The 21,572-nt window shown below is 46.5% G+C and carries 18 protein-coding genes; 9 read left to right on the forward strand and 9 right to left on the reverse strand.

Annotation, left to right across the window (positions count from 1 at the left end; genetic code table 11):
- Positions 1-21: 21 nt before the first annotated feature.
- Genes RGU72_RS09455 through phnE form a run of 4 tightly spaced genes read left to right on the forward strand, consistent with a single transcriptional unit; the run spans position 22 to position 3,556 of the window.
- A complete protein-coding gene (locus RGU72_RS09455) occupies positions 22-900 on the forward strand; it encodes a putative selenate ABC transporter substrate-binding protein (RefSeq protein ID WP_322119485.1) in 879 nt (292 codons plus the stop codon).
- 6 nt (positions 901-906) lie between these two features.
- On the forward strand, positions 907-1,845 hold the full coding sequence (locus tag RGU72_RS09460) for a phosphonate ABC transporter ATP-binding protein (RefSeq protein ID WP_322119486.1): 939 nt from the start codon (positions 907-909) through the stop codon (positions 1,843-1,845).
- An 11-nt stretch (positions 1,846-1,856) separates the two neighbouring features.
- Entirely contained in the window at positions 1,857-2,705 is an 849-nt protein-coding gene (locus RGU72_RS09465) for an ABC transporter permease (RefSeq protein WP_322119487.1), read from the forward strand.
- 41 nt (positions 2,706-2,746) lie between these two features.
- Positions 2,747-3,556: a phosphonate ABC transporter, permease protein PhnE gene (gene phnE / locus RGU72_RS09470; RefSeq protein WP_322121606.1), complete on the forward strand. Its 810-nt coding sequence runs from the start codon at positions 2,747-2,749 to the stop codon at positions 3,554-3,556.
- 121 nt (positions 3,557-3,677) lie between these two features.
- Here phnE and RGU72_RS09475 read toward each other — a convergent pair whose 3' ends face one another.
- From RGU72_RS09475 to RGU72_RS09495, 5 genes are all read right to left on the reverse strand, one after another.
- Entirely contained in the window at positions 3,678-4,670 is a 993-nt protein-coding gene (locus tag RGU72_RS09475) for a YeiH family protein (RefSeq protein WP_416200160.1), read from the reverse strand.
- 626 nt (positions 4,671-5,296) lie between these two features.
- Positions 5,297-6,469: an alginate O-acetyltransferase AlgX-related protein gene (locus tag RGU72_RS09480; RefSeq protein ID WP_322119489.1), complete on the reverse strand. Its 1,173-nt coding sequence runs from the start codon at positions 6,467-6,469 to the stop codon at positions 5,297-5,299.
- A gap of 11 nt (positions 6,470-6,480) precedes the next feature.
- On the reverse strand, positions 6,481-7,890 hold the full coding sequence (locus tag RGU72_RS09485; protein ID WP_322119490.1) for an MBOAT family O-acyltransferase: 1,410 nt from the start codon (positions 7,888-7,890) through the stop codon (positions 6,481-6,483).
- Positions 7,891-7,902: 12 nt separating this feature from the next.
- On the reverse strand, positions 7,903-8,577 hold the full coding sequence (locus RGU72_RS09490) for an alginate O-acetyltransferase AlgF (RefSeq protein ID WP_322119491.1): 675 nt from the start codon (positions 8,575-8,577) through the stop codon (positions 7,903-7,905).
- Between the two features lie 126 nt (positions 8,578-8,703).
- The gene (locus RGU72_RS09495) at positions 8,704-9,363 is read right to left on the reverse strand and encodes an SGNH/GDSL hydrolase family protein (RefSeq protein ID WP_322119492.1); all 660 of its coding nucleotides are present in this window, start codon (positions 9,361-9,363) and stop codon (positions 8,704-8,706) included.
- 527 nt (positions 9,364-9,890) lie between these two features.
- Between RGU72_RS09495 and argF the strand changes: the two genes are divergently transcribed.
- The 3 genes from argF to RGU72_RS09510 all read left to right on the forward strand — a co-directional run bounded on the left by argF (position 9,891) and on the right by RGU72_RS09510 (position 12,585).
- Positions 9,891-10,814: an ornithine carbamoyltransferase gene (gene argF, locus RGU72_RS09500; protein WP_322119493.1), complete on the forward strand. Its 924-nt coding sequence runs from the start codon at positions 9,891-9,893 to the stop codon at positions 10,812-10,814.
- 108 nt (positions 10,815-10,922) lie between these two features.
- Complete coding sequence (locus RGU72_RS09505) at positions 10,923-12,155, forward strand: argininosuccinate synthase (RefSeq protein ID WP_322119494.1); 1,233 nt, start codon at positions 10,923-10,925, stop codon at positions 12,153-12,155.
- 115 nt (positions 12,156-12,270) lie between these two features.
- Positions 12,271-12,585: a pyrimidine/purine nucleoside phosphorylase gene (locus tag RGU72_RS09510; protein WP_322119495.1), complete on the forward strand. Its 315-nt coding sequence runs from the start codon at positions 12,271-12,273 to the stop codon at positions 12,583-12,585.
- A gap of 173 nt (positions 12,586-12,758) precedes the next feature.
- On the opposite strand, the gene murB is transcribed toward RGU72_RS09510, so the two are convergent.
- The gene (gene murB, locus RGU72_RS09515; RefSeq protein WP_322119496.1) at positions 12,759-13,787 is read right to left on the reverse strand and encodes a UDP-N-acetylmuramate dehydrogenase; all 1,029 of its coding nucleotides are present in this window, start codon (positions 13,785-13,787) and stop codon (positions 12,759-12,761) included.
- A gap of 86 nt (positions 13,788-13,873) precedes the next feature.
- On the opposite strand from murB, the gene RGU72_RS09520 reads away from it, so the two are divergent.
- Complete coding sequence (locus RGU72_RS09520; RefSeq protein ID WP_322119497.1) at positions 13,874-14,365, forward strand: YajQ family cyclic di-GMP-binding protein; 492 nt, start codon at positions 13,874-13,876, stop codon at positions 14,363-14,365.
- Positions 14,366-14,461: 96 nt separating this feature from the next.
- A complete protein-coding gene (locus tag RGU72_RS09525; RefSeq protein ID WP_322119498.1) occupies positions 14,462-15,106 on the forward strand; it encodes a retropepsin-like aspartic protease in 645 nt (214 codons plus the stop codon).
- A gap of 100 nt (positions 15,107-15,206) precedes the next feature.
- On the opposite strand, the gene aroG is transcribed toward RGU72_RS09525, so the two are convergent.
- From aroG to RGU72_RS09540, 3 genes are all read right to left on the reverse strand, one after another.
- The gene (gene aroG / locus RGU72_RS09530) at positions 15,207-16,268 is read right to left on the reverse strand and encodes a 3-deoxy-7-phosphoheptulonate synthase AroG (RefSeq protein ID WP_322119499.1); all 1,062 of its coding nucleotides are present in this window, start codon (positions 16,266-16,268) and stop codon (positions 15,207-15,209) included.
- Positions 16,269-16,671: 403 nt separating this feature from the next.
- Entirely contained in the window at positions 16,672-17,085 is a 414-nt protein-coding gene (locus RGU72_RS09535; RefSeq protein ID WP_322121607.1) for a tetratricopeptide repeat protein, read from the reverse strand.
- A gap of 6 nt (positions 17,086-17,091) precedes the next feature.
- On the reverse strand, positions 17,092-21,387 hold the full coding sequence (locus tag RGU72_RS09540; RefSeq protein WP_322119500.1) for a cellulose biosynthesis protein BcsC: 4,296 nt from the start codon (positions 21,385-21,387) through the stop codon (positions 17,092-17,094).
- Positions 21,388-21,572: the final 185 nt, after the last annotated feature.

The following is a 21,572-nucleotide window of genomic DNA, read 5'->3' on the forward strand; positions in this document are numbered from 1 at the left end:
CTTTATTCAAGGAAACACATCATGCGCTTTTTATCTTCTTTTTTACCCTCACGCCGCTTGTTCCATGCCGCTGTCGCTGCGACTTTATTATCCGCATCTGGCTTAGCATTGGCGCAGCAGGTATTGCGGGTTTCTGCGATCCCTGATGAAGCACCGACAGAGTTACAACGCAAGTTCAAACCACTGGGCGCGTATCTGGAGAAGAAATTGGGCATGAAAGTTGAATTCACGCCAGTGACTGATTACGCCGCTTCGGTTGAGGGTTTGATCAATAACAAACTGGATATGGTCTGGTTCGGCGGTTTTACCTTTGTGCAAGCCAATGCCCGCAGCAAAGGTCAGGTCGTTCCGCTGGTACAGCGCGAAGAAGATGAAAAGTTTAAATCCGTTTTCATCACTACCAATCCCGCTATCACTAAGCTAGAAGATTTGAAGGGCAAGACCTTCACCTTCGGTTCAGAATCCTCCACCTCTGGTCATTTAATGCCGCGCTCGTATTTGCTGGCTGCCAAAATTAATCCTGATACCGATTTAAAGCGTATCGCTTTTTCTGGCGCGCATGATGCAACGGTGGCTGCGGTGTCTGGTGGCAAGGTAGATGCAGGCGCCTTGAACATTTCGGTCTGGGAAAAACTGGTCTCACAAAACAAAGTGGATACCAAACAAGTGCGAGTGTTCTTCACGACACCAGGCTATTTTGATTACAACTGGTCGGTACGCGCCGATATGCCTGCGGAATTGCGCAAAAAAATCAGCGATGCATTTTTATCTTTAGACCCAGCCAATCCACAAGATAAAGAAATTTTAGATTTGCAACGTGCGACTCGTTTTATTCCTACTAAAGCAGAGAACTATAAAGCGATCGAAGCTGCTGCACATAACGCTGGCTTGCTGAAATAAATTTGCATGTCAGACTCAAAAGTAACTGGCCTCATGGAGAACGGTGCCAACGTGAGCTCAGTCAGCGTGCAATTGGATGGTGTGCATGTAGGCCATCCTGCGTCCAGTAATCGTTCGGGCAAAAACGCAGGTGCGCCAGAATGGGCGTTGAATAATCTGACGCTGCATCTAAAGCAAGGCGAGCAAGTCGCGATTATCGGCCCGTCTGGTGCAGGTAAAACGACTTTGCTACACACCCTGGCTTGCGCCTTGCGACCCGAGTTGGGTCAGATTCAATTGCTAGGTCAACAGCCGTGGACCTTGTCACATCGCGCACGACACAACTTACGTAGCCAACTTTTTTTAGCGCCGCAAACCCCACCACTACCGGCAAGACAACGCGTGATTACCAGCGTGCTGGCGGGTTGTCTGCCGCAATGGTCGCTGTGGAAATCCTTGCGTAGTCTGCTCAAACCGACCGACCCGCTCGCTGCCTGGCAGGCTTTATCACGTTTTGATTTGCAAGATAAATTATATGCACGCGTGGACCGCTTATCTGGTGGAGAACGTCAGCGCTGCGCTTTAGCACGGCTCATTTTGTCTGATGCAAAACTGCTGTTGATTGACGAGCCGCTGTCTGCGCTTGATCCAAGACTGGCAATCCAAACACTGCAAACTCTGCAACAAGAAGCAACCCAACGGCAAGCCACGATGGTATGCAGCCTGCATCAGGTTGAATTGGCACGTCAGTATTTCAAACGGATTATCGGCTTGCGCGACGGCAAAGTTTTTTTTGATAGTGAACATGTGACAGATGAGATGATTGCCGCGTTATATCAAAATGCAAGCGCTGATCTGCTAGAACCGGGTATGGCGAGTATGGTCGGCAATCCAAATCCGTCAGATGCAATGCAAGCCGACATTGATGCACTGGCTAATTGTGCCGTTGATCAGCGCTGCTTTTAATAATCGTGCGCATGTTACTGACCTCCATGCCATCTGGCTCCACAATAACAACTGATCCCGCCTGGCGCGGTCGCATCACTCTGTTTGTCCTCGGATTGATACTCTTGTGGCCGATGCTGGTGATGACGGAATTCAAACCGTGGGAACTGATGGACGCGCAAAGTCTGAATGCGACCTGGCGTTTTCTAATCGCGTTTTTCCCGCCAGCGCATTCCACAGAATTTCTGCTTATCGTCGCAACCGCAACTTGGCAAACAATCGCGATGGCAAGCGCGGGCATGGCGCTCGCCATGATCGCAGCGATCCCTCTGACACTGATCATTAATGAGCACCTGTCCATCTCACGCATAGGATTGCGGCGTATGAGCTGGCCTGCGATGCTTATCCGCCAGACCATACGCTGGGTACTCGTGCTGTTGCGTAGTGTGCCGGAGCTGGTGTGGGCCTTGTTATTTGTCCGCATTGTCGGCTTGGGACCGACCGCGGGTGTGCTGGCAATTGCCCTCACCTATGCGGGCATGCTAGGAAAAGTGTATGCCGAAATTTTAGAAACCAGCGATCCGCTGGCAACCGATACCTTGCTGCAAAATGGATGCAGCCGACTCACCGCCTTCTTCTATGGCGCTTTGCCTAACGCTGCGGCAGAGCTGACTTCGTACACGATTTATCGATGGGAATGTGCGATCCGCGGCTCGGTCGTGATGGGTTTTGTAGGCGCGGGGGGCTTAGGGCAGCGCATGGATGAGTCGCTCAAAATGTTATCTGGCGCAGAAGTGTCGACCATGTTGCTGGTGTTTGTGGTGCTGGTCGCGATCGCCGATAGCGTCAGTAAATTATTCAGAAAAGGACTGGCGACATGAGTCACCCTGATCTGGATGTGAATGCGAATGTGAATATAAATATGAATGCGGCCAAGCCAGCAGTCAATTTACCCAAAGCACCACAGATGATGCGCCCTGTCACCGCCGTCACATTATTACTTTTATTAGCATTGGTGATTGCCAGTTTTATCAGCTTGCCGTCCAAATGGAATGAATTATTTACCGCAGACGCTGGTAGCAAAACAATCGAATTTCTGCAAGGATTTGCACCGCCTGATCTCTCCACCGGCATGCTGCACAAAGTCGGCATTGCTACGTTTGAGACCTTGGCGATGTCGGCTTTAGGCACCTTGATTGCGGCAATCTTAGGACTACTTTTGGCGCTGCCCGCCAGCGGACGCTTTGGCGTCATCGCCATGAGCACGACCCGCTTGTTTCTGAATGTCGCCCGTGCCATACCGGAACTGGTGTGGGCATCCATCATGCTGATCGCCGCAGGTTTGGGGTCATTCGCCGGTACGATTGCCTTGGCCGCACATACCACCGGCGTGCTAGGACGATTATTTGCAGAGAGTTTAGAAAATACGTCGCCGCATGCAGAATCCACTTTACGCATCAACGGCGCCACCGCGATCAACGCATTTTTGTATGCCAAGCTACCGCAAGCCTTGCCGCAAATGCTGTCATACACCTTATACCGCTGGGAAAACAATATCCGCGCTGCCGCCATTTTGGGCGTAGTCGGCGCTGGCGGTTTGGGGCAAATGCTGAAGTATTTTTTGTCCTTATTCCAAATGCAAAGCGCTGCCACAGTGATCATTGCAATGCTGATGTTAGTTGCGATGGTTGACTGGCTTAGCTTTGCTCTACGACGCTGGCTGATGCATTAATTCGCCAGACTATTCACTCAAGCAGCTCCACATACTCCATCCATGTATATATTGACTGTCCATATATTCTTTGGACAATAAGCTATTTTCTATAAAAATAATGGGGAGTATATGAAAATCCCTATAAAAACATACTAACAACGCAGTTAATCCCCAGCCCGCCTGTAGTCAACCAAAGGAACAACACAGCAGCAAGCAATAAAGGTTTGATGCCAGCTTTACGAATCGCCGAAACATGTGTGGTCAAACCTAATGCGGCCATCGCCATGGCTAAGATCACGGTATCAATATCAATCGCGACAGATACGACGGCATGCGGTAAAAAAGCCAGGGAATTTATACCAGCGACAACAACAAAGATTAGTGCGAACCAAGGAACGACGATCTTGCCTGGCTTGTTGCTGATCATTTGATCGGCAAGATCCTTGTCATGCGATGCAGCTTTGCTACGGGATAGATACGCCGACAAGATGATTAAAAACGGTGCCAGCATCATTACTCTGACCATCTTGGCGATCACAGCGGTGTTTGCAGCGTCTTCACTAATCGCATGGGCTGCAGCAACGACTTGGGCAACCTCGTGCACGGTGGAGCCAGTAAAAATACCATACGCAGTTGGGCTGACCTTCAACCAATGCAGTTGAGCATTCAGGTGATACAGCGCTGGATATAGAAAGATTGCTACAGTGCCGAACACCACTACAGTTGATACGGCGACCATCACTTGCTCTGCCTTGGCTTTAATTACAGGCTCCGCCGCCATCACTGCCGCAGCGCCACAGATAGAACTACCGGCGCCAATCAGCATGGCAGTTTTTTGATCCAGCTTAAAGACCTTAGTACCGAGAAACCACGCAAGGCAAAAAGTGCTGGTCAAAACCGCAGCATCAATCACGACTCCGCTGATACCTACCCGGGCAATGTCTTGAAACGTCAGACGCAAGCCATATAAAATAATCCCGAGCCGGAGTAAATTTTGTTTACTGAAAGTGACGCCAGCACCGCTAGTCACCGCGATACGTGGATAAATCGTGTTACCAACCAGCATACCCAGCACAATCGCCAGCGTCAGCGCGCCAATACCGTTGGCTTGCAGGAGGGTGATTTTGCCCATCGCTATCGCAATACTGGCGATCAAAAGCGACAATGCGATGCCAGGCAAATAATGGGGTATTTTCGTGAAAAACGTATTTAAACGAAATGCATTTGAACTCAATAAGTTTGAACTAAAGCTGGCTGAATTAGTGGCGAAGCCGGAAGCAGAATTAGTGGCGAAGCCGGAACCAGATTCTGTATCCGTCTTTATATCGTTGGTCTGCCTTAAAGCGGCTGTCGAAGTCATGTCCATCTCCTTGGGTCTATCTAGATCAGATTGGATCTAATTGGAATATGGCTTCACTTTAGCAGTCGATTAAATACCAGTAAAACGAATAATTTATGTATTTATTAGCTGTTTTTTGGGTTGATTATTTGAATAGATGAAATCCTGAGCCGTTGTTTGATTCACCGACGCCGGCGGATGACTGCTAAAGGCATGCGGAGATGGTAATGCCGACGCAGTAATACCTCGGCATTGCGAGTCTTTAGGAATTTACGATAAAGCGACGCGATACGTCCGAGTATGTTTTTTGAAATCCTCTTTCAGACGTCCAATAAAAATGCGACTGCTGGCATGATTTCACGCTAGCAGCCGCATTTTTATTGGACTTTAGTTTTGGGAATTTCTAAAAACTTCTTACTCTATTTCATTTGCTTCTGATAATTCAGCCATTGTGTTTCAGCTGCACTCAAAGGCTTTTGTAGCATGCGCTCGGGCACTTCCCATAAGACGACTTTTGGAGGACTTTGCTGGAAAGTTTTCCCGCCTAAGTAAGCCAGAGCAGATCCTTCGAAATTACCTCCTTCTTTTGCAAAACTAGCGACGGGTGCACCTAGATAATGACCTAAAAATGGGACGAAATTCGCATTTCTGGAGAATGAGGTACCGATCAAGGCCACTGTCGGTAATCCGGTATCACCGAACAAATCATCGCTGGTGTTGGAGCTTGCGCCAGAGTCTGGTGCAGCGCTGGCGACAATCGTCGTCAACTGGGTCTGTTCCGGCTTCGGACGCAAAATAGCAGGTAAGCCTTGCAAATTGGATACCCGTAACAAATCACCATCTCGCGCTATTGTTGTGCTGTGTAATGCTGCCTTGTCAGGAGCTACAGTTGGCATCGCTTGCATTTTTTCTGCTTGCAAATAACTTGCGATAGCGGCAGCAGCGGCATTTGCGCCGTTTTCATTCCAGTGCGAATCAGTACGGTAATAACGTTCACCCGGAGTCGCGGCCAACACTGGCTCCAGATTAATTGTATTAATTTTTGATTGTTTGAGTAAGGCAACCCAGTTATCAATGCGTCCTGCAAAACTGGCGGGTCTGTGCAAACCGCACAAATGCGCTTGCTCTATGCGTGACTTGTCTGGCACAACGGCGATCACTAATTGTATGCCGCGCCCAGCCAGATTTTTCGCCAAAGCTTTGACAATATTGGCACGAGCTATTGCCGAGTTATTAGGATCTGGGAAAGTTTCTAGTTCATCGCTAAGAAAAAACCAGTCTTTGCAACCAGTGCTGACTGCTGTACCAGTATCACCGGCGATGGTCCAGGTAACAGCGCGCTCTATTTGGCTGAATGGCTTACTGAGTAAAAAATGCTCATTCAATTGCGCTGAAAACCGACGGGTAGATTCGCCACCGAATAATTGCTGTGGCTCAGTAATGCCTGTCCATGCGGTTTCAGGCACATCCCGCAAAGAGGCAATCGTCACGCCAAAACCAGCAACCAATACAATCACAAATGCGATTGCTGGTAAGAAACCGATGATGTTGGCACGGCTGGTTTTTGATGTATTTGGAGTAAATTCGCTCATGGTGATATTCCTTAAAACTGGAAGTACAGGAAAGGAATGGCTTTTTGCCCTGCCAACACAATGACGCCATAGACAAAAGTGAGTATCGGCCAGACTGCGCGCCACACACCACTCCAACCCACAGTAGCTAAGCCACCACGCTTGGCAAAACTGCTAGCGGGATAAATCACGCACAACAAACCAATCGCAAAAATCAACAGCAAGCTAGGTCGCAAGGCCAGTCTGACCGCATCACCCATGGCGAAGCCATTAGCTCCGATTTGTCCAGCCAGCATGCCTAGGGCGGCATCAAAACTGCTAGAGCGAAACACCGTCCAAGCCAGCATCACCACCAACAAGGTCAAAGTGCGTGATGCGGCATTGGGCATGGAATAACCACGCATCGTAAACGCGCGGTCACAGCACAATGCAGAACCTTGAATAATCCCCCAGATCAGAAAATTCCAGTTATCACCACCATGCCACAAGCCGCCAATCGCCATCGTCAGCATCAGGTTGACATAGGTGCGGATTGCCCCACCGCGATTGCCACCAAGAGCTATATATAAATAGTCGCGTAGCCATGACGACAATGTCATATGCCAGCGTCGCCAAAAATCTTGAATTGACACTGCCAGATAAGGATTATTAAAATTTTCCTGAAAACGGAAACCGAGCATCAAGCCTAAACCAATCGCCATCGCACTGTAGCCGGCAAAATCAAAATACAGTTGCAAGGTATAAGCAGCGCAGCCGGCCCAGGCATCCATAAAGGATGGTTGATGCAAGCCAAAAGCGATTGATACAAACGGTGATAAGGTATCGGCAATTAACACTTTCATCGAAAAGCCGACCATAAAACGACGCACGCCAGCAGCAAACTCTTCTGACGAAAAAACCCGCTCACGCAGCTCTTTGTCGATGACTTTATAGCGCACTATCGGCCCTGCAATCAGATGGCCAAACATCGCCATATACGCACTAAAAGAAATGATGCTGTACTGCGCCGGGACAGTCTTACGACGGACATCGACCACATAAGAAATCGCGTGCAATACCGTGAATGACAAGCCAATCGGCAACATCACGTTGACCCACGGAATGGTGGGCAAGTCATGTCCGGTAAAAAAAGTATTCAGGGATTGCACCACCATATTGGTATATTTATACCAGACCAAAGATGCCAGATTGAGGACGATGGTGGTCGCCATGATTCTGGTCTTAACGCGTTCATTCTGAGCTTTGTCGATCAAGATTGCGGCGCCCCATGCGAGAACGGTCAAGGCGATGATCAACAACAAAAATTTAGGTGTCCACCAGGCATAAAATAACCAGCTACCGACCAACAAGGTGTGGTTGCGAAAACGCTGTGGTGTAATTAAATAAAACGCAAAGAAAATAGGTAGGAAGAGAGTTAAAAACTCAAGGGACGCGAATACCATAACTGCTTCCGCTTAAGAGTTATTATCGCGTACAAAAAACGCTATTCGCCCTACTTTGAGCGGCAGTACAAATACGCTGTATCGCTCGCCAGCCTGCAGTTGTGACATGTCTAGCGCAGCGCCGACGGACTTACCATCGCAACTGGCCTGTACCGAGAGTTTTACAGGATTGATTAAACGACGTTGTACAGTCGCTGGTTTAACTGCTTCTAAAATTGCCGTATTTTTCGCGCCGCCAGATAAGGCCGCACTTGCGCATTTTTCATCCAGATTAGACAACGATAAGGACGAGCGCATTGCGTTGAAATCGGTTGGTGATTCTCTGACGATCATGCTCTTGGCGGATGCATCTTTACCGACCACCGCAATCGTAATGAACTCACCAGGTTTAGCAGTAACTTCCACCGGTACTTTGTGACTACCGATTTGTACCGTCGCAGTTAATTTACTGCCCGCTTTGACAGGATAAAAACGGGAAACACGTGCATCACCCTGATTGCCCAAGGCAATTTTGGCCGCGCCATTGACTACGCTGGCTTTATCGTCACTTGCATTCAAAAAGCGCACAAAGGATGAATCTTCACTGGGACCGGTTTCATACAATTGCGTATCGGCATAGGCCGCAAGTGGATTGATGGCAGCCAGCGTTGCGAGCGAGGAAATGCATGCGGCGAAAAGTTTTTTCATAATATTGGGCAGAGTAAAGAGAACGAATTACCTACGAATTCAAAGTCAGGATTAGTGTGTAAGCGCAGTTCCGACGATTGCCCTTCTACAAGGCAATCGTCAACAGCATTCACCGCTAACAACTAATTAATGCTTGATGGTTGCCAACACAGCTGGGGCAGCAATCGCATTACCAATCGCAGCACCCCAAGATTGGTAGCCCGAAGTCGTGAAATGCTGACCATCAATCGTGCTCCACTCACCTTGCTTGGACATTTTTTGAGAATCGATATAAGTACATGGTGCGACGATATCAGCAAGATAGGTAGACATCTCTTTAGCGCGGGCATAAGTCTTGTTAAATGGGCCGCCTTCGGTACCCCAGGCTGGACCTACCCAAACGCAGCTAACGCCGTTATTTTTGATACCTTTAGTCAAGCGAGATACTTGCTGCCAGATCCAGGTTTTTGGTAATTCTGGCTGGGTGTAAGCTGCCATCGTGTCAGCATTGACAACAACGACTAGATTCGGCTTGTAGGTTTTAATCAATTCATTAAAAGGACGTGTCGCAGCGTCAGGACCAGTTTTAACTTCGACCGGACCGTCTTTAATACGTACGGCACCACCGCATGAGGACTGAGTTTTAACCATCCACTCACCGGCAGCTACACCGCAGGCACCGTACGAATATACGACCGCACCTTTGCTCATTAAATCGTCGTGCAAAGTGGTAATCAGATAATCCGGTGTGGACATATGGCTGTCACCAATAATCAACACAGTTAAACCAGCAAGAAGTGCGCTCATAATTGATCCTTTTTAATGAATGAGATGAAGCTTGAATTATAAATTTGATGCACTCTTTAATTACAAATTTCTTAGAAGAATTACTTGAAATCATCAAAATAGTCTTTGATGTGACACAAATTTACAAAACACAGGTGAGCAGACGATTCCACACGGAAACAAATTGTAATTATAGTATCGAAAAAATCACAAACCATAACGCGACGAATCATTTTGATTCACTTAAAACTTATTTGCCTAATTCAATTTTTTAGTGCGTCTACATTCATCACCGGCTCAATCAAAAATCAATACATCAGGACTTGCGCAAAATTGTCTCCACAAGGCTTGGTGACGACGACAGTACCTTAGGGCAGACAAGATGCCGCAGCGCAGCCAAGGCGATTTTTGTGTAAGCCCCATTCAATGAGAAAGTTGAACCAAAGAAGCGTTTTCCACAATTTATATGGCTTAGATAACTAAATCCCTTATAATGAAGCAGTTATAACAAGCGGCGGCAGAATTTCCTCTTGCCGCCGATTTCATTTATGGCTATCAAACATTTCCTGCAGTTCTCTGATTTCACACTGGCTGAATTCAATTATGTGATGGAGCGCGCGCGCATTATTAAGCGCAAGTTCAAGCTCTATGACCCTTACCATCCGCTGCTAGATCGCACCTTAGTCATGGTGTTTGAGAAAAATTCTACGCGTACTCGTTTATCGTTTGAAGCTGGCATGCACCAGCTTGGCGGCGCTGCGATTTATCTTAATACGCGTGACAGCCAACTCGGTCGTGGCGAACCGGTCGAGGATGCTGGTCAAGTCATGTCACGCATGTGCGACATCATTATGATCCGCACCTTTGAACAAGAGATGATAGAGCGCTTTGCGGCCAATTCGCGCGTACCTGTCATCAACGGACTGACCAATCAACATCATCCCTGCCAGGTATTTGCCGATGTATTTACCTACATCGAACATCGTGGATCTATCGAGGGTAAAACCGTGGCGTGGATAGGCGACGCGAATAACATGCTGTATTCATGGTTGCAAGCAGCACAGATTTTCAATTTCCATCTCAACATTTCTACCCCAAAAGGCTATGAACTGGATTTGGCGCAAGTCACAGTGGATAGTCAGTTTTATACTGTATTTGATCGTCCATCAGATGCTTGCGAAGGCGTTGATCTGGTCAACACCGATGTGTGGACTAGCATGGGTTACGAAGAAGAAAATCAGGCACGCCTGAAAGCATTTGATGGCTGGATCGTAGACGAAGCCAAAATGGCTCGCGCCAAACCTGATGCCTTATTCATGCATTGTCTGCCGGCACATCGTGGTGAAGAAGTCTCAGCAGGTGTCATCGACGGCCCACAATCAGTCGTCTGGGATGAAGCAGAAAATCGTCTGCATATACAAAAGGCCTTGCTGGAATATCTGGTCGTTGGAACAATTACCGAGGCAGTCTAATCGCCCAGCCGACATGAAGATCAGTTAAACCTCACTGGATTTTCAAACATTGAAGCAAGTAAAGTTAGTCAAATTCAACATCGTAATAAAGTACACAGAGAGCACATCATGAGCGATATCAAAAAAGTAGTGTTGGCCTATTCCGGCGGCCTGGATACCTCAGTCATTCTGAAATGGCTGCAAGATAATTATCAATGCGAAGTCATCACCTTTACGGCCGATCTTGGTCAAGGTGAAGAGCTGGAACCAGCGCGTCAAAAAGCGATCAAATTTGGCATCAAGCCTGAGAATATTTATATCGATGATGTCCGTGAAGAATTCGTACGTGATTTCGTTTTCCCGATGTTTCGCGCCAACACGATTTATGAGGGTGAATACTTGCTGGGTACATCGATCGCCCGTCCGCTAATTGCTAAACGTCTGATTGATATTGCCAAGGCAACAGGTGCCGATGCGATCTCACACGGCGCGACCGGCAAAGGCAATGATCAGGTACGCTTTGAACTAGGTGCATACGCGTTGATGCCGGGCGTAAAAATCATCGCGCCATGGCGTGAATGGGATTTATTGTCGCGTGAAAAATTGATGAAATATGCGGAAGATGCCGGCATTGAAATCGATCAAAAGCATAAGAATGGCGGCGCACCCTACTCCATGGATGCCAACCTGCTGCACATCAGTTTTGAAGGTCGCCATCTGGAAAACCCTAGTGCCGAAGCAGAAGAAAGTATGTGGCGCTGGACTGTTAGCCCGGAAGCGGCTCCCGATCAGGCCGAGTATCTGGATATTGAATTTGAGCATGGCGATATCGTCGCGCTCAATGGCGTGCGTATGTCACCTGCAACCGTATTAACCGAGTTAAACCGCTTGGGTGGCAAGCACGGCATTGGCCGTCTGGACTTAGTAGAAAACCGTTATGTCGGCATGAAATCACGTGGCTGCTACGAAACACCAGGCGGTACCATTATGTTGCGCGCGCATCGCGCAATTGAATCCATCACATTAGATCGTGAAGTCGCACATCTGAAAGATGATCTAATGCCACGTTACGCCAGCATGATCTACAACGGTTACTGGTGGGCACCAGAGCGTGTCGCACTGCAAACACTGATTGATCACACACAGCAAACAGTCAATGGCTGGGTACGCCTGAAGCTGTATAAAGGCAACGTGATCACCGTGTCACGCGACTCCAAAACAGATTCTCTGTTCGACATGACTATTGCGACTTTTGATGAAGATGGCGGCGCCTACAATCAGGCAGATGCAGGTGGATTTATCAAACTCAATGCATTACGTATGCGGATCGCCGCGAATGCGCGCGCAAAACGCGGTCAATAAAAGTCTTTTTTAAACCCGCAAATCTAACAGCTCGTGATTTCTATACGGGCTGTTTTTTTAGGGCTTTCCACTGAATTTATCTTCAAATAACTCTTAGCACTTATAGGTCATAGCCATGACAACTCAATTCGATCAAGTCAGTGTCGTTAAAAAAGCGAATATCTATTTCGACGGCAAATGTGTTTCACATACCGTTTTATTCGCCGATGGCAGCAAAAAAACGATAGGCGTTATCTTCCCATCCAGTCTGGTGTTTAACACAGGCGCACCAGAACTAATGGAAGTCACCGCTGGCAAATGCCGCATCCGCTTAGCGGGCGAAGATCAGTGGAACGAGTATCAGGGCGGACAAGAATTCAGCGTACCTGGCAACTCCAGCTTTGCAATTGAAGTGACCGAGACATTGGATTACGTTTGTCACTTTGAGTAAACGATTAATAGAATAAATGGGGGAGTATAGGAAGAAACATATGTTAATGTCCAGACTTTCTATGGACGATTAAAAATACACCCCTGTAGTATATTTTAAGGACAGAGCGCAAACGGTCCGTAATATATGAAATTTGTAAGAACAGATGGTGAACCTAGGTCACATGAACTCAGCTAGGCAAACACGGGCTCAATCTCAAGATTAACACCAAATTTTAACGCAACATCATGTTGAATCTGCTTCGCTAATTGACGTACATCCTCCCCTGTAGCGCCGCCGCGATTGACCAATACCAAGGCTTGTTTCTCATACACCCCGGCTCGTCCCAGTGATCGCCCTTTCCAACCAGCCTGTTCGATCAGCCAACCCGCAGCTAATTTAAATTGCCCATCCGGCTGCGCGTAACTGACCAAGTCTGTATAGCTTTCTAATAAGCGCTTACGCAGATCCGCGCTCACAATCGGGTTTTTAAAAAAACTACCTGCATTCCCGATCACTGCAGGGTCAGGTAATTTATTTTGTCGAATAGCGATAATGGCGTTGCTAATATCCACGGCTAGCGGCGCATGAATATGTTGATCAGTTAAAAACTTCGCTACGTCGGCATAGTTGATATGTGCTTGCCATTGTTTTGGTAAGGCAAACGTAACATCCAAAATAAGCAGTCGGTCTTTATACTGATGCTTAAAAATGCTGTCTCTGTAAGCAAATTTACATGCCTCTTTATCCAGCACGATAATCTCGCCGGTAACAAAATCAAACGCACTCAGACTATAGAAATAATCCTGCATTTCTACGCCATAAGCACCGATATTCTGAATCGGTGCAGCGCCTACCGTACCTGGAATTAACGAGAGATTTTCTAAACCGCCATAACCTTCTGCCAATGTCCACAGAACAAACGCGTGCCAGTTCTCGCCTGCTTCGGCTTGTAAGTACACATACTCAGCGTCCTCCGCTAACTTATGCTTTCCCATCAAACTCATTTGTATTACTAGTGCATCAAGCCGATCGGATAGTACGAGATTGCTACCACCGCCTAAAATCAGACGCGGTAGAGTAGACAAAGTAGGATCTGCATGCAAGCTAAGCAATTGTTCGCGCGTTTGAAGTTGCAAAAAAGACCTGGCCTTAGCTGCAATCCCGAAGGTATTGAGCTTTTGCAGCGGATAATCGTGTTGAAGAGGAAGTTTGTTTGCCATAAGCGCAGAATTATAGCCTTTGGCCTGTCGTACCTGCCTGCATTTGCTAAAATGATGCACGTTAATTTTTTCACTAAGGAAGCATCATGCCCTCATTTGATACCGTCTCTGAAGCCAACATGGAAGAAGTCAAGAATGCGGTGACGCAATCGAACAAAGTCATCACTAACCGCTTCGACCTTAAAGGCACTAGCGCCAAAATCGAACTGAAAGACAAAGAACGCGAAATCATTATTTTTGGCGACTCTGATTTCCATCTTGAACAAATCATGATTGAAGTAACGCAAACTTTAGGCAAACGTAAAGTCGATGTGCGCTTCCTTGACATGGGTAAGATCGATAAAATTGGCGGCGACAAAGTCAAACAAGTCATCAAAGTTAAAAATGGCATTGAGACAGAAGACGCAAAAAAAATCGTTAAGGCACTCAAAGAAAGTAAGCTCAAAGTACAAGCGACAATTCAGGGGGATGCAGTACGGGTCACTGGTGCCAAGCGTGATGATTTGCAAGAGGCGATGGCGCTGCTGCGTAAGGATATTAAAGATTTGCCGCTGGAATTTAATAACTTCCGCGATTAATTATTAGCAATGAGTTTTAAATATAGTTTTCAGGAACTGCTTTAAACTCGCTGCGCCTCTTTGCTTTTACAATCATTTTTTAGCTGCAAACCACCTATGAAAATTTCCTCGCGTTTGCTCTGCTTACCACTGTTGTGCTGTGTATTATCGTCAGCATTGGCAGCGGAAATTGGCGTAGTTGGTTTGTTCCCAGGTAAAGCCGTGCTAGTGGTAGAAGGCAATCAACCGAAAACGTATTCCGTCGGCAGTACCATCACCAACGGCATCAAATTAATTGCGGCAGATAATGAGACTGCCACGATTGACGTCAATGGCAAACGCCAGGTATTAGCGATCGGGCAGTATGTACACAGGGCGGCGGCCAGCACCAGTAACAACGTCGTATTGCAGGCAGATTCTCTCGGGCATTTCACCGCTAAAGGCCAGATCAACGGTGGCAGTAGCTTAAATATGTTAGTGGATACTGGCGCCAGTCTGATTTCCATTCCTGCGGCAGATGCGGTACGACTTGGTATCAACTACAAAGCTGGCCAATTAGGCCGTGCTAACACGGCTAATGGCATTGTGACAGTCTATAAAATCAGACTAGATTCGGTCAAAATTGGCGACCTAGAATTACAGCAGGTAGATGCATCTGTGCTTGAGGGTGGTCTTACATTTACTCTGCTCGGCATGTCATTTTTAAACCGTGTAGAAATGCGGCGTGAAGGCGATCAAATGACTTTGACCAAACGCTTTTAGAATAAACCCAGATTTATTTGGAAACGTGAAAAAGGCTGAAGAGTAATTGACTCATCAGCCTTTTTCATCTTTAAGCTTAGGATTTTTTCTTAGCTTGCTCTTATCCCTGCTGCTTAAGACGACGTTGCTTCACCGCCTCGGCCAAGCCTTCTAATACCTTGATGCTGTCATCCCAGGCAATGCATCCATCGGTTACGGACTGGCCATATAACAACTCTTTACCGGGTATCAGGTCCTGCCGTCCTGCAACCAGATGTGATTCCACCATAACACCGACAATACGATTGTCACCGGCAGCGATCTGGCTGGCAATATCAGCGCAGACCGGAATCTGATTGGCTGGATTTTTTGAGCTGTTCGCATGTGATGCGTCGATCATCAACCTAGATGCCAAACCATTGCTGGCGATATCTTTGCATGCGGCATCAACACTGGCGGCATCAAAATTAGGGGCTTTACCACCGCGTAAAATGATGTGGCAATCTTCATTGCCATTAGTGGACACTATGGCGGAGTGACCACCCTTTGTGACGGATAAAAAATGATGCGGATGCGAGGCAGCTTTAATCGCATCGACTGCAATCTTCACATTGCCATCAGTACCGTTTTTAAAGCCGACAGGACAAGATAAGCCAGAGGCTAATTCCCGATGGATTTGCGACTCCGTAGTACGTGCGCCAATCGCGCCCCAGCTAATCAAGTCCGCAATATATTGCGGACTAATCACATCCAGATATTCGGTTCCGGCAGGCAAGCCAAGCTCATTAATATTTAATAGTAATTCACGAGCAATGCGCAAACCATCATTAATACGGAAACTATTATCCATATACGGATCGTTGATCAAACCTTTCCAGCCGACCGTAGTACGTGGTTTTTCGAAATACACGCGCATCACAATCTCTAATTCACCGGCAAAGCGCTCACGCTCCTCGACTAGCTTGTGCGCATACTCCATCGCAGCTTTGGTATCGTGAATCGAGCATGGACCAATGACAACCATGACGCGATCGTCTTGTGCGTGCAAAATACGATGCAAGGCAGTACGTGCATTGGCAGCGGTATCCGCGGCTTTTTCTGAACAGCCAAACTCACGGATCAAGTGCGAGGGTGGGATCAACTCCTTCATTTCCCGTATACGTAGATCGTCAGTGCGTAGCATGGTGTAGCTCCCTGTTAGTGTTCAATAAGTGTTCAATAAATGCTCAACAAACGTTCAATAAAAATTCAAAAACTGATTCATCAAAATGATCAAAAAAAACCGCCATCGCTGGCAGTTTTTTAGAAATTTGGTTGGCTCTTTTTCTTCGTGCGCTTACCGTTTTTCCACCGCCTTTGGCTGGGAATAGCTAAAATAAAAGAAGAAAAAGAATTGTGTGAGTTTCATTTAATTAGTGGCTTTTTATTTATTTCTAAAGACTGACTATAATTATTTCAACAATATTTATGGCTTCAAAAAATAAGACGACACTCATATTGCATTAAAAACTGGCATTTGGCAAGCGCCTGCATTATGAAATTATGTACACGCATTTTGAGACCACGATAAGACCCGGCGATATGATTTATTTTTTCCAAAGTGCAGGTGGTTCTGGTGGAACATTCGACTGATTAGGATAAACATTCATAATTGGCTCTTTTCTCTGCGCAAGTAACTGCGGCGTATATCGACTCATCCAGGTACGTAATTCATTTAGATTAGCCGCGATATCAGTACGATTAGGGCTGAGTTTATTTGCGCGCTCTAACAACGTTAGTGCCTTTTCATTATCGCCCTGGGCAGCGTAAGCGACGGCTTGATTATTTAAAGCGGAGGCATCGAATGGATTACTTTTTGCCGCCTCTGCAAATTTTTTCACTGCGTTATTGTTGTCCCCTTGCGCCAAATAAGCCCGCCCCTCTTTTTGAGGATCATCTGCGAGTGCAATTGCCGGCACTATCATCAGCATCGACATCAATAATATAAATTTTGAAAGCATCACGGTTTAATTCCCCAGATAATAAGGTTTAGGCGCTACCGGAGGAAAGACAATTGGCTTTCTTTGTGGCTCAAAGTTATAACGCAAATAAATGGCGCCAGAACCATCGGTAAAGTCACCGGAGTTGTCTATAGAAAAACGTCCGCCGACAAAAAACTGCGGTGCAATTTGATACTCTAATCCGCCTAATAATTTGTACTGTATGCCACTATGCGATTGTCCGGGATAGGTCGTTGCGATATTCAGCGTTGGATTAGCGGCAGCAAATGCCTCTAGTTCAGACTGATCTGCTTTTGAGTTAGGGTAGTAGAGACTACTTTCTTCAGTAAAGTGTTGAATACCAATTGAAGCACCAATCTGATAAGCAAGATTTCCTTTACGTCCGCTCAGGTCTATTGGCACACCAAGCGCAATATAATTTTTTGGGCTGAAGTAACCACCTTGTCCGTAGCTGAAATAACGTAAATTCTTTTTATAAAAAAACGACGTCATATTCAAACCGGTAGTCGCTACCATATCGCGACTACGCAAGAAGCGCCAATAGGCGCCACCGCCAAGATCAAAGGTACTGTTCGAGGCGACGTTTTTCCCATTGACTGCTGCATAGCCACCACTGGCATACAGACCGCCATCGTCAACATCATAAGAAGTGTCGAGATGGACACCCGTCTTTGTCACACCACCCCACGTCAGTCCATACAAACTATCGGTAGTCCCTGCATATGACAAGTAACTATCCGTCACAGAACGGCGTGCGACTTCTACGCCAAAGTTAATCTCATCAACTCTGCTAGACCAACGTAAGCCTCCGACCACATTACGGACCGAGAAACCAATTGGACTAGAACCGATATCTACTTTTAATCCGTTTAATTCATAACTCAGACTGAGGGCAACCCCGTTCGATTTTTCGTTCAATTCTGCAATATTTGACAATCCTGATTGCTGGGCGACGCTCGTGAAAGATTGTTTGGCAAACTTAGCTCGCTCGTTGATCTGAATATTTTTTCCAAACTGGCCAGCGACATTAGTATCATTAAGATTCAAGGTTCCAGCATCAAGCGACACCGGAATAATTTTTAGGCCAAACTGTCCCTGCCCTAAAGAATTTAACTGCAGATCTATGGGAGTTTCCAGATCTTTCAATTGTGATAGACCTACTTCGCCGCTGCGGGCCCTCGCTGCAAAACCGATTGACAGCTGTGAGCGGTTTAAGGCATTGAGGGCATCGATCTCACCAATTAGCGATGCCTCTTCTTCAGTGACAGGAGCTTTCGTTAGCGAGGATCGTGATACCGGAGCAGCACTCATAGTTGCAGTTGTTGATGGCAACTGAGTACGGGATACTGGTACAGCCGCGGTGGACACATTATTCATACTTGAGGGACCACCACCAGCGAGAACGCGGTTGGGGTTGGTCAAAGTTGTAGACGCCGTAATGCCTGGACTTGGGTTTGTATTAGGCAACGTGCGAGGAATCAAGGCGTTAGAGGCAGGCGGCAAACCAGTTGAAGCTTTAGATTGCGCTGTTTGAGGCGTATTGGATGCGGTGTTCGCTGCATTCACTAGTGCAACGGCAGGAGTAGTTTGAATTGCGTTTGATACAGTTGAAGCCGGAACAGCGCCAGTAAGTTTGGTATTAGGCGCGACTTCTCTCAATGCGGGTCTCGGCACAGGAGCATCAGCAACACGTGCTTTTTTTTCTGCGAATGGATTAAGGGAAAAATTATTGATATCAGTCTCTGGCGCTTGCTCAACCAGCCTGAGTCCATTAGCTCCCATACCTACCATGGTTTGCTGCGATTGCTCTAAAGCCAATGCTTGCTTAAAATAAGATAGTGCTTTGCTGTTCCGTCCTTGAGCTAGTGCTACTCGCCCAGCCAATGCAATAAAGCGGGGATTATCTGGCTGCAACTTCATCAAAGCGGATAAATGGTTCTCTGCAATAGGAAAGTCTTTGACTTCTATTGCCGCGTAGACTAAGCCTTGACGTACCTCAATATTATCCGGTTCAGTTTGTAATACCCGGGTATACAACTCTTTGGCAGAGTCCATTTCTCCAGCAGCGACAAACATTCTGGCGAGAGCTAACAATAAAAGACTGTCCTCAGGGTCTGCAATCAAGTAAGGTTGGATGTAACTATACGCACTAGCCAGTTCACCTGTCTCACGTGCCTTTTCAGCCGATCTTAAAGCAATCACACGTTGAAGATTTTTAAAAGAAGTCGCTTCAGCTTCTGGCAATTTGGGTACTGCTGCAATCTTTTTAATCACCGGCTCCAACTCAGCATCCTGATTGGTACGCAACAATACATCTGCATATTGCAACAGCAAACCACTGGACGGCTGCGACATCTTCTGTACTGCTTGCCGTATTAACGTAAGACCACGCTCCGGATCGCCGTTTTTGATGTAAAGATCCGCAATTGCTCCTACAAATTCGGGCTCACTACCCGCTGCAACTTCAACAAGGGATAAAGTATTTTTAGCTTGCGGTATATCACCTTGCTTAAGCAATAAGTTAATACGATCTAGCTGAACATAAATCCACATCCGTTTTTGTAAAACAAACATTTCTGGCTTACGTGATTTAGCAGGAATTCTTTCCATAGTAACCAAACCCTCCCACCACAATTGTTGCTGCGCGCTCAACAAGGCGCTCACATATAAGGCATCGGGCTGAGGATTATCAACATTAGTTAACGGATCAAGCAAAGAACGCGCTTGCCCTGGCATGTCATGTTTTAAGTAAAGCTGCGCTAAAGCGAGGCGCATCCAGACATTATCCGGCGCTATCAAAATAGCATCCTCCATAGCTAATTGAGCACCAGCCAGATCACCAGCTGTTTCTGCCAATTTTGCTTTCTCCAAATAGTCGTTTGCTTTTATATCAGACAAGCTAGCAAGCTGTGCCGGCGACATATAACTGCTTAAAGCATCTAAATCCTTAATCCGCTTTTGCAACATCAGTACATTGATCAATCCACTGAGTGCTTTTAAATTATTCTTATCAAGATTAAATACTTGGCGATAGTTGGCCTCAGCAGAGGGCAAATCATTTTCTGCAAGCAATGCATCGCCCAATTGCAAAATTCCGACTGGTTCTTTACCATTCAGCTTCACTGCTTCTCGTAAAAAAGCAATTCCCTTGGCGCTATCACTATTCTCGAATGCATTTCTAGATTCTTCAATTAAAGCCCAATACGATGCACTCTCATAAGCTTGCTGCCATTGGTTTTTATTTTTCTTGGACGACAAGTCGATAGCTTTTTTAATTAAAGTACGAGCTTCAATAGACTCTTCTTGCTGCATCTTCACTAAACCCATTCCTCCTGTTGCAGTCGGATCTTTGGGATGAACCTTGAGAATTTTTTGAAATTCAGCTTCTGCAGTTTTGATGTCGCCATCTTCTAATGCCTTGAAACCAGCAGTCTGGATTTTTAGCAGAGGATCCTCAACGGCGATCTTTGGTTTAACAGCCGTCCGTCTCTCTGCAACAACTACGTTTACCGGAGGTTTATTTAAATTAGTCAGACGATCTTGTATCGCCTTATCGTTTGGATGTTTTGCTAAGTAGCCTTGAAAGTATTTAGCATTGCCATCCCGAGTATTCATCCAAGTCAAAGCCTGACGCCATGAGTCGCTAGCTTGTTTTGCAACATCTGCTTTACTGCTAAGCGCCTCTAACATCGACAGGCCATCACGACGCGTTGACTCACGATAGGTCAGCACTTGTGCCAATGCCAAAGCGTACTTATTGTTACCCAGATTTTCCTTATTTAGTTTTTCTATACCGCGTTTTGCTTCGTTATACCCCGCTAAAGTACCAGCTAAAGTTTGATAGTATTCAAGCGCTGCATCACCTTTCAGCTTACTAGGATCGCCCATAAGCTTATAAGTCTCTACTGCAGCCTCGGGATCCCCTTGCTGCGCAAGACGCCGAGCATCGTCTAATTGACCTTTACCACTCCCAACACCGCGGCGCACTGCCTCTTCTACAACACGAACTTGCGCGCTACTTCCTTGGAATTGTTTGAGTTTAGCTAGGTAGATTTTAGCAAGTTCTGAGTTACCGCTCTGGGCTTCAATCACACCTAGCGCCCCTAACGCCTCAATGCTATTAGGATCAATTTTTAATAATTTGCGCCACGCGTCAGCAGCATTATCATCACGTCCCCTTTGTGACCAATATTGTGCTTGCTCTATCAGTTTTTGATTTAAAGAGGAATCGGCGAATGCAAGATCACTCTCGACAACCGTCATCAAAAGCGCCAGCACCATCGCTTTTTTCTTAAAAACCATTCATTTCCCCTATTAATCACGTTCTAATTGTAGAGAACCACTTAATGTCTACAAGATCCGCATCTATATTTAAAAATTTTAAAAAGTGATTATTGTCTTAGCAAGAGCTTATTTTTCGTACAAATGCAAATGTCTATGTATCTTCAACATAAAAACATTTGCATTCAGAATTTCGCGGTGATCCG

This window comes from Undibacterium sp. 5I1 (genome assembly GCF_034314085.1).
In the GTDB taxonomy this organism is placed as follows: Bacteria; Pseudomonadota; Gammaproteobacteria; order Burkholderiales; family Burkholderiaceae_D; genus Undibacterium.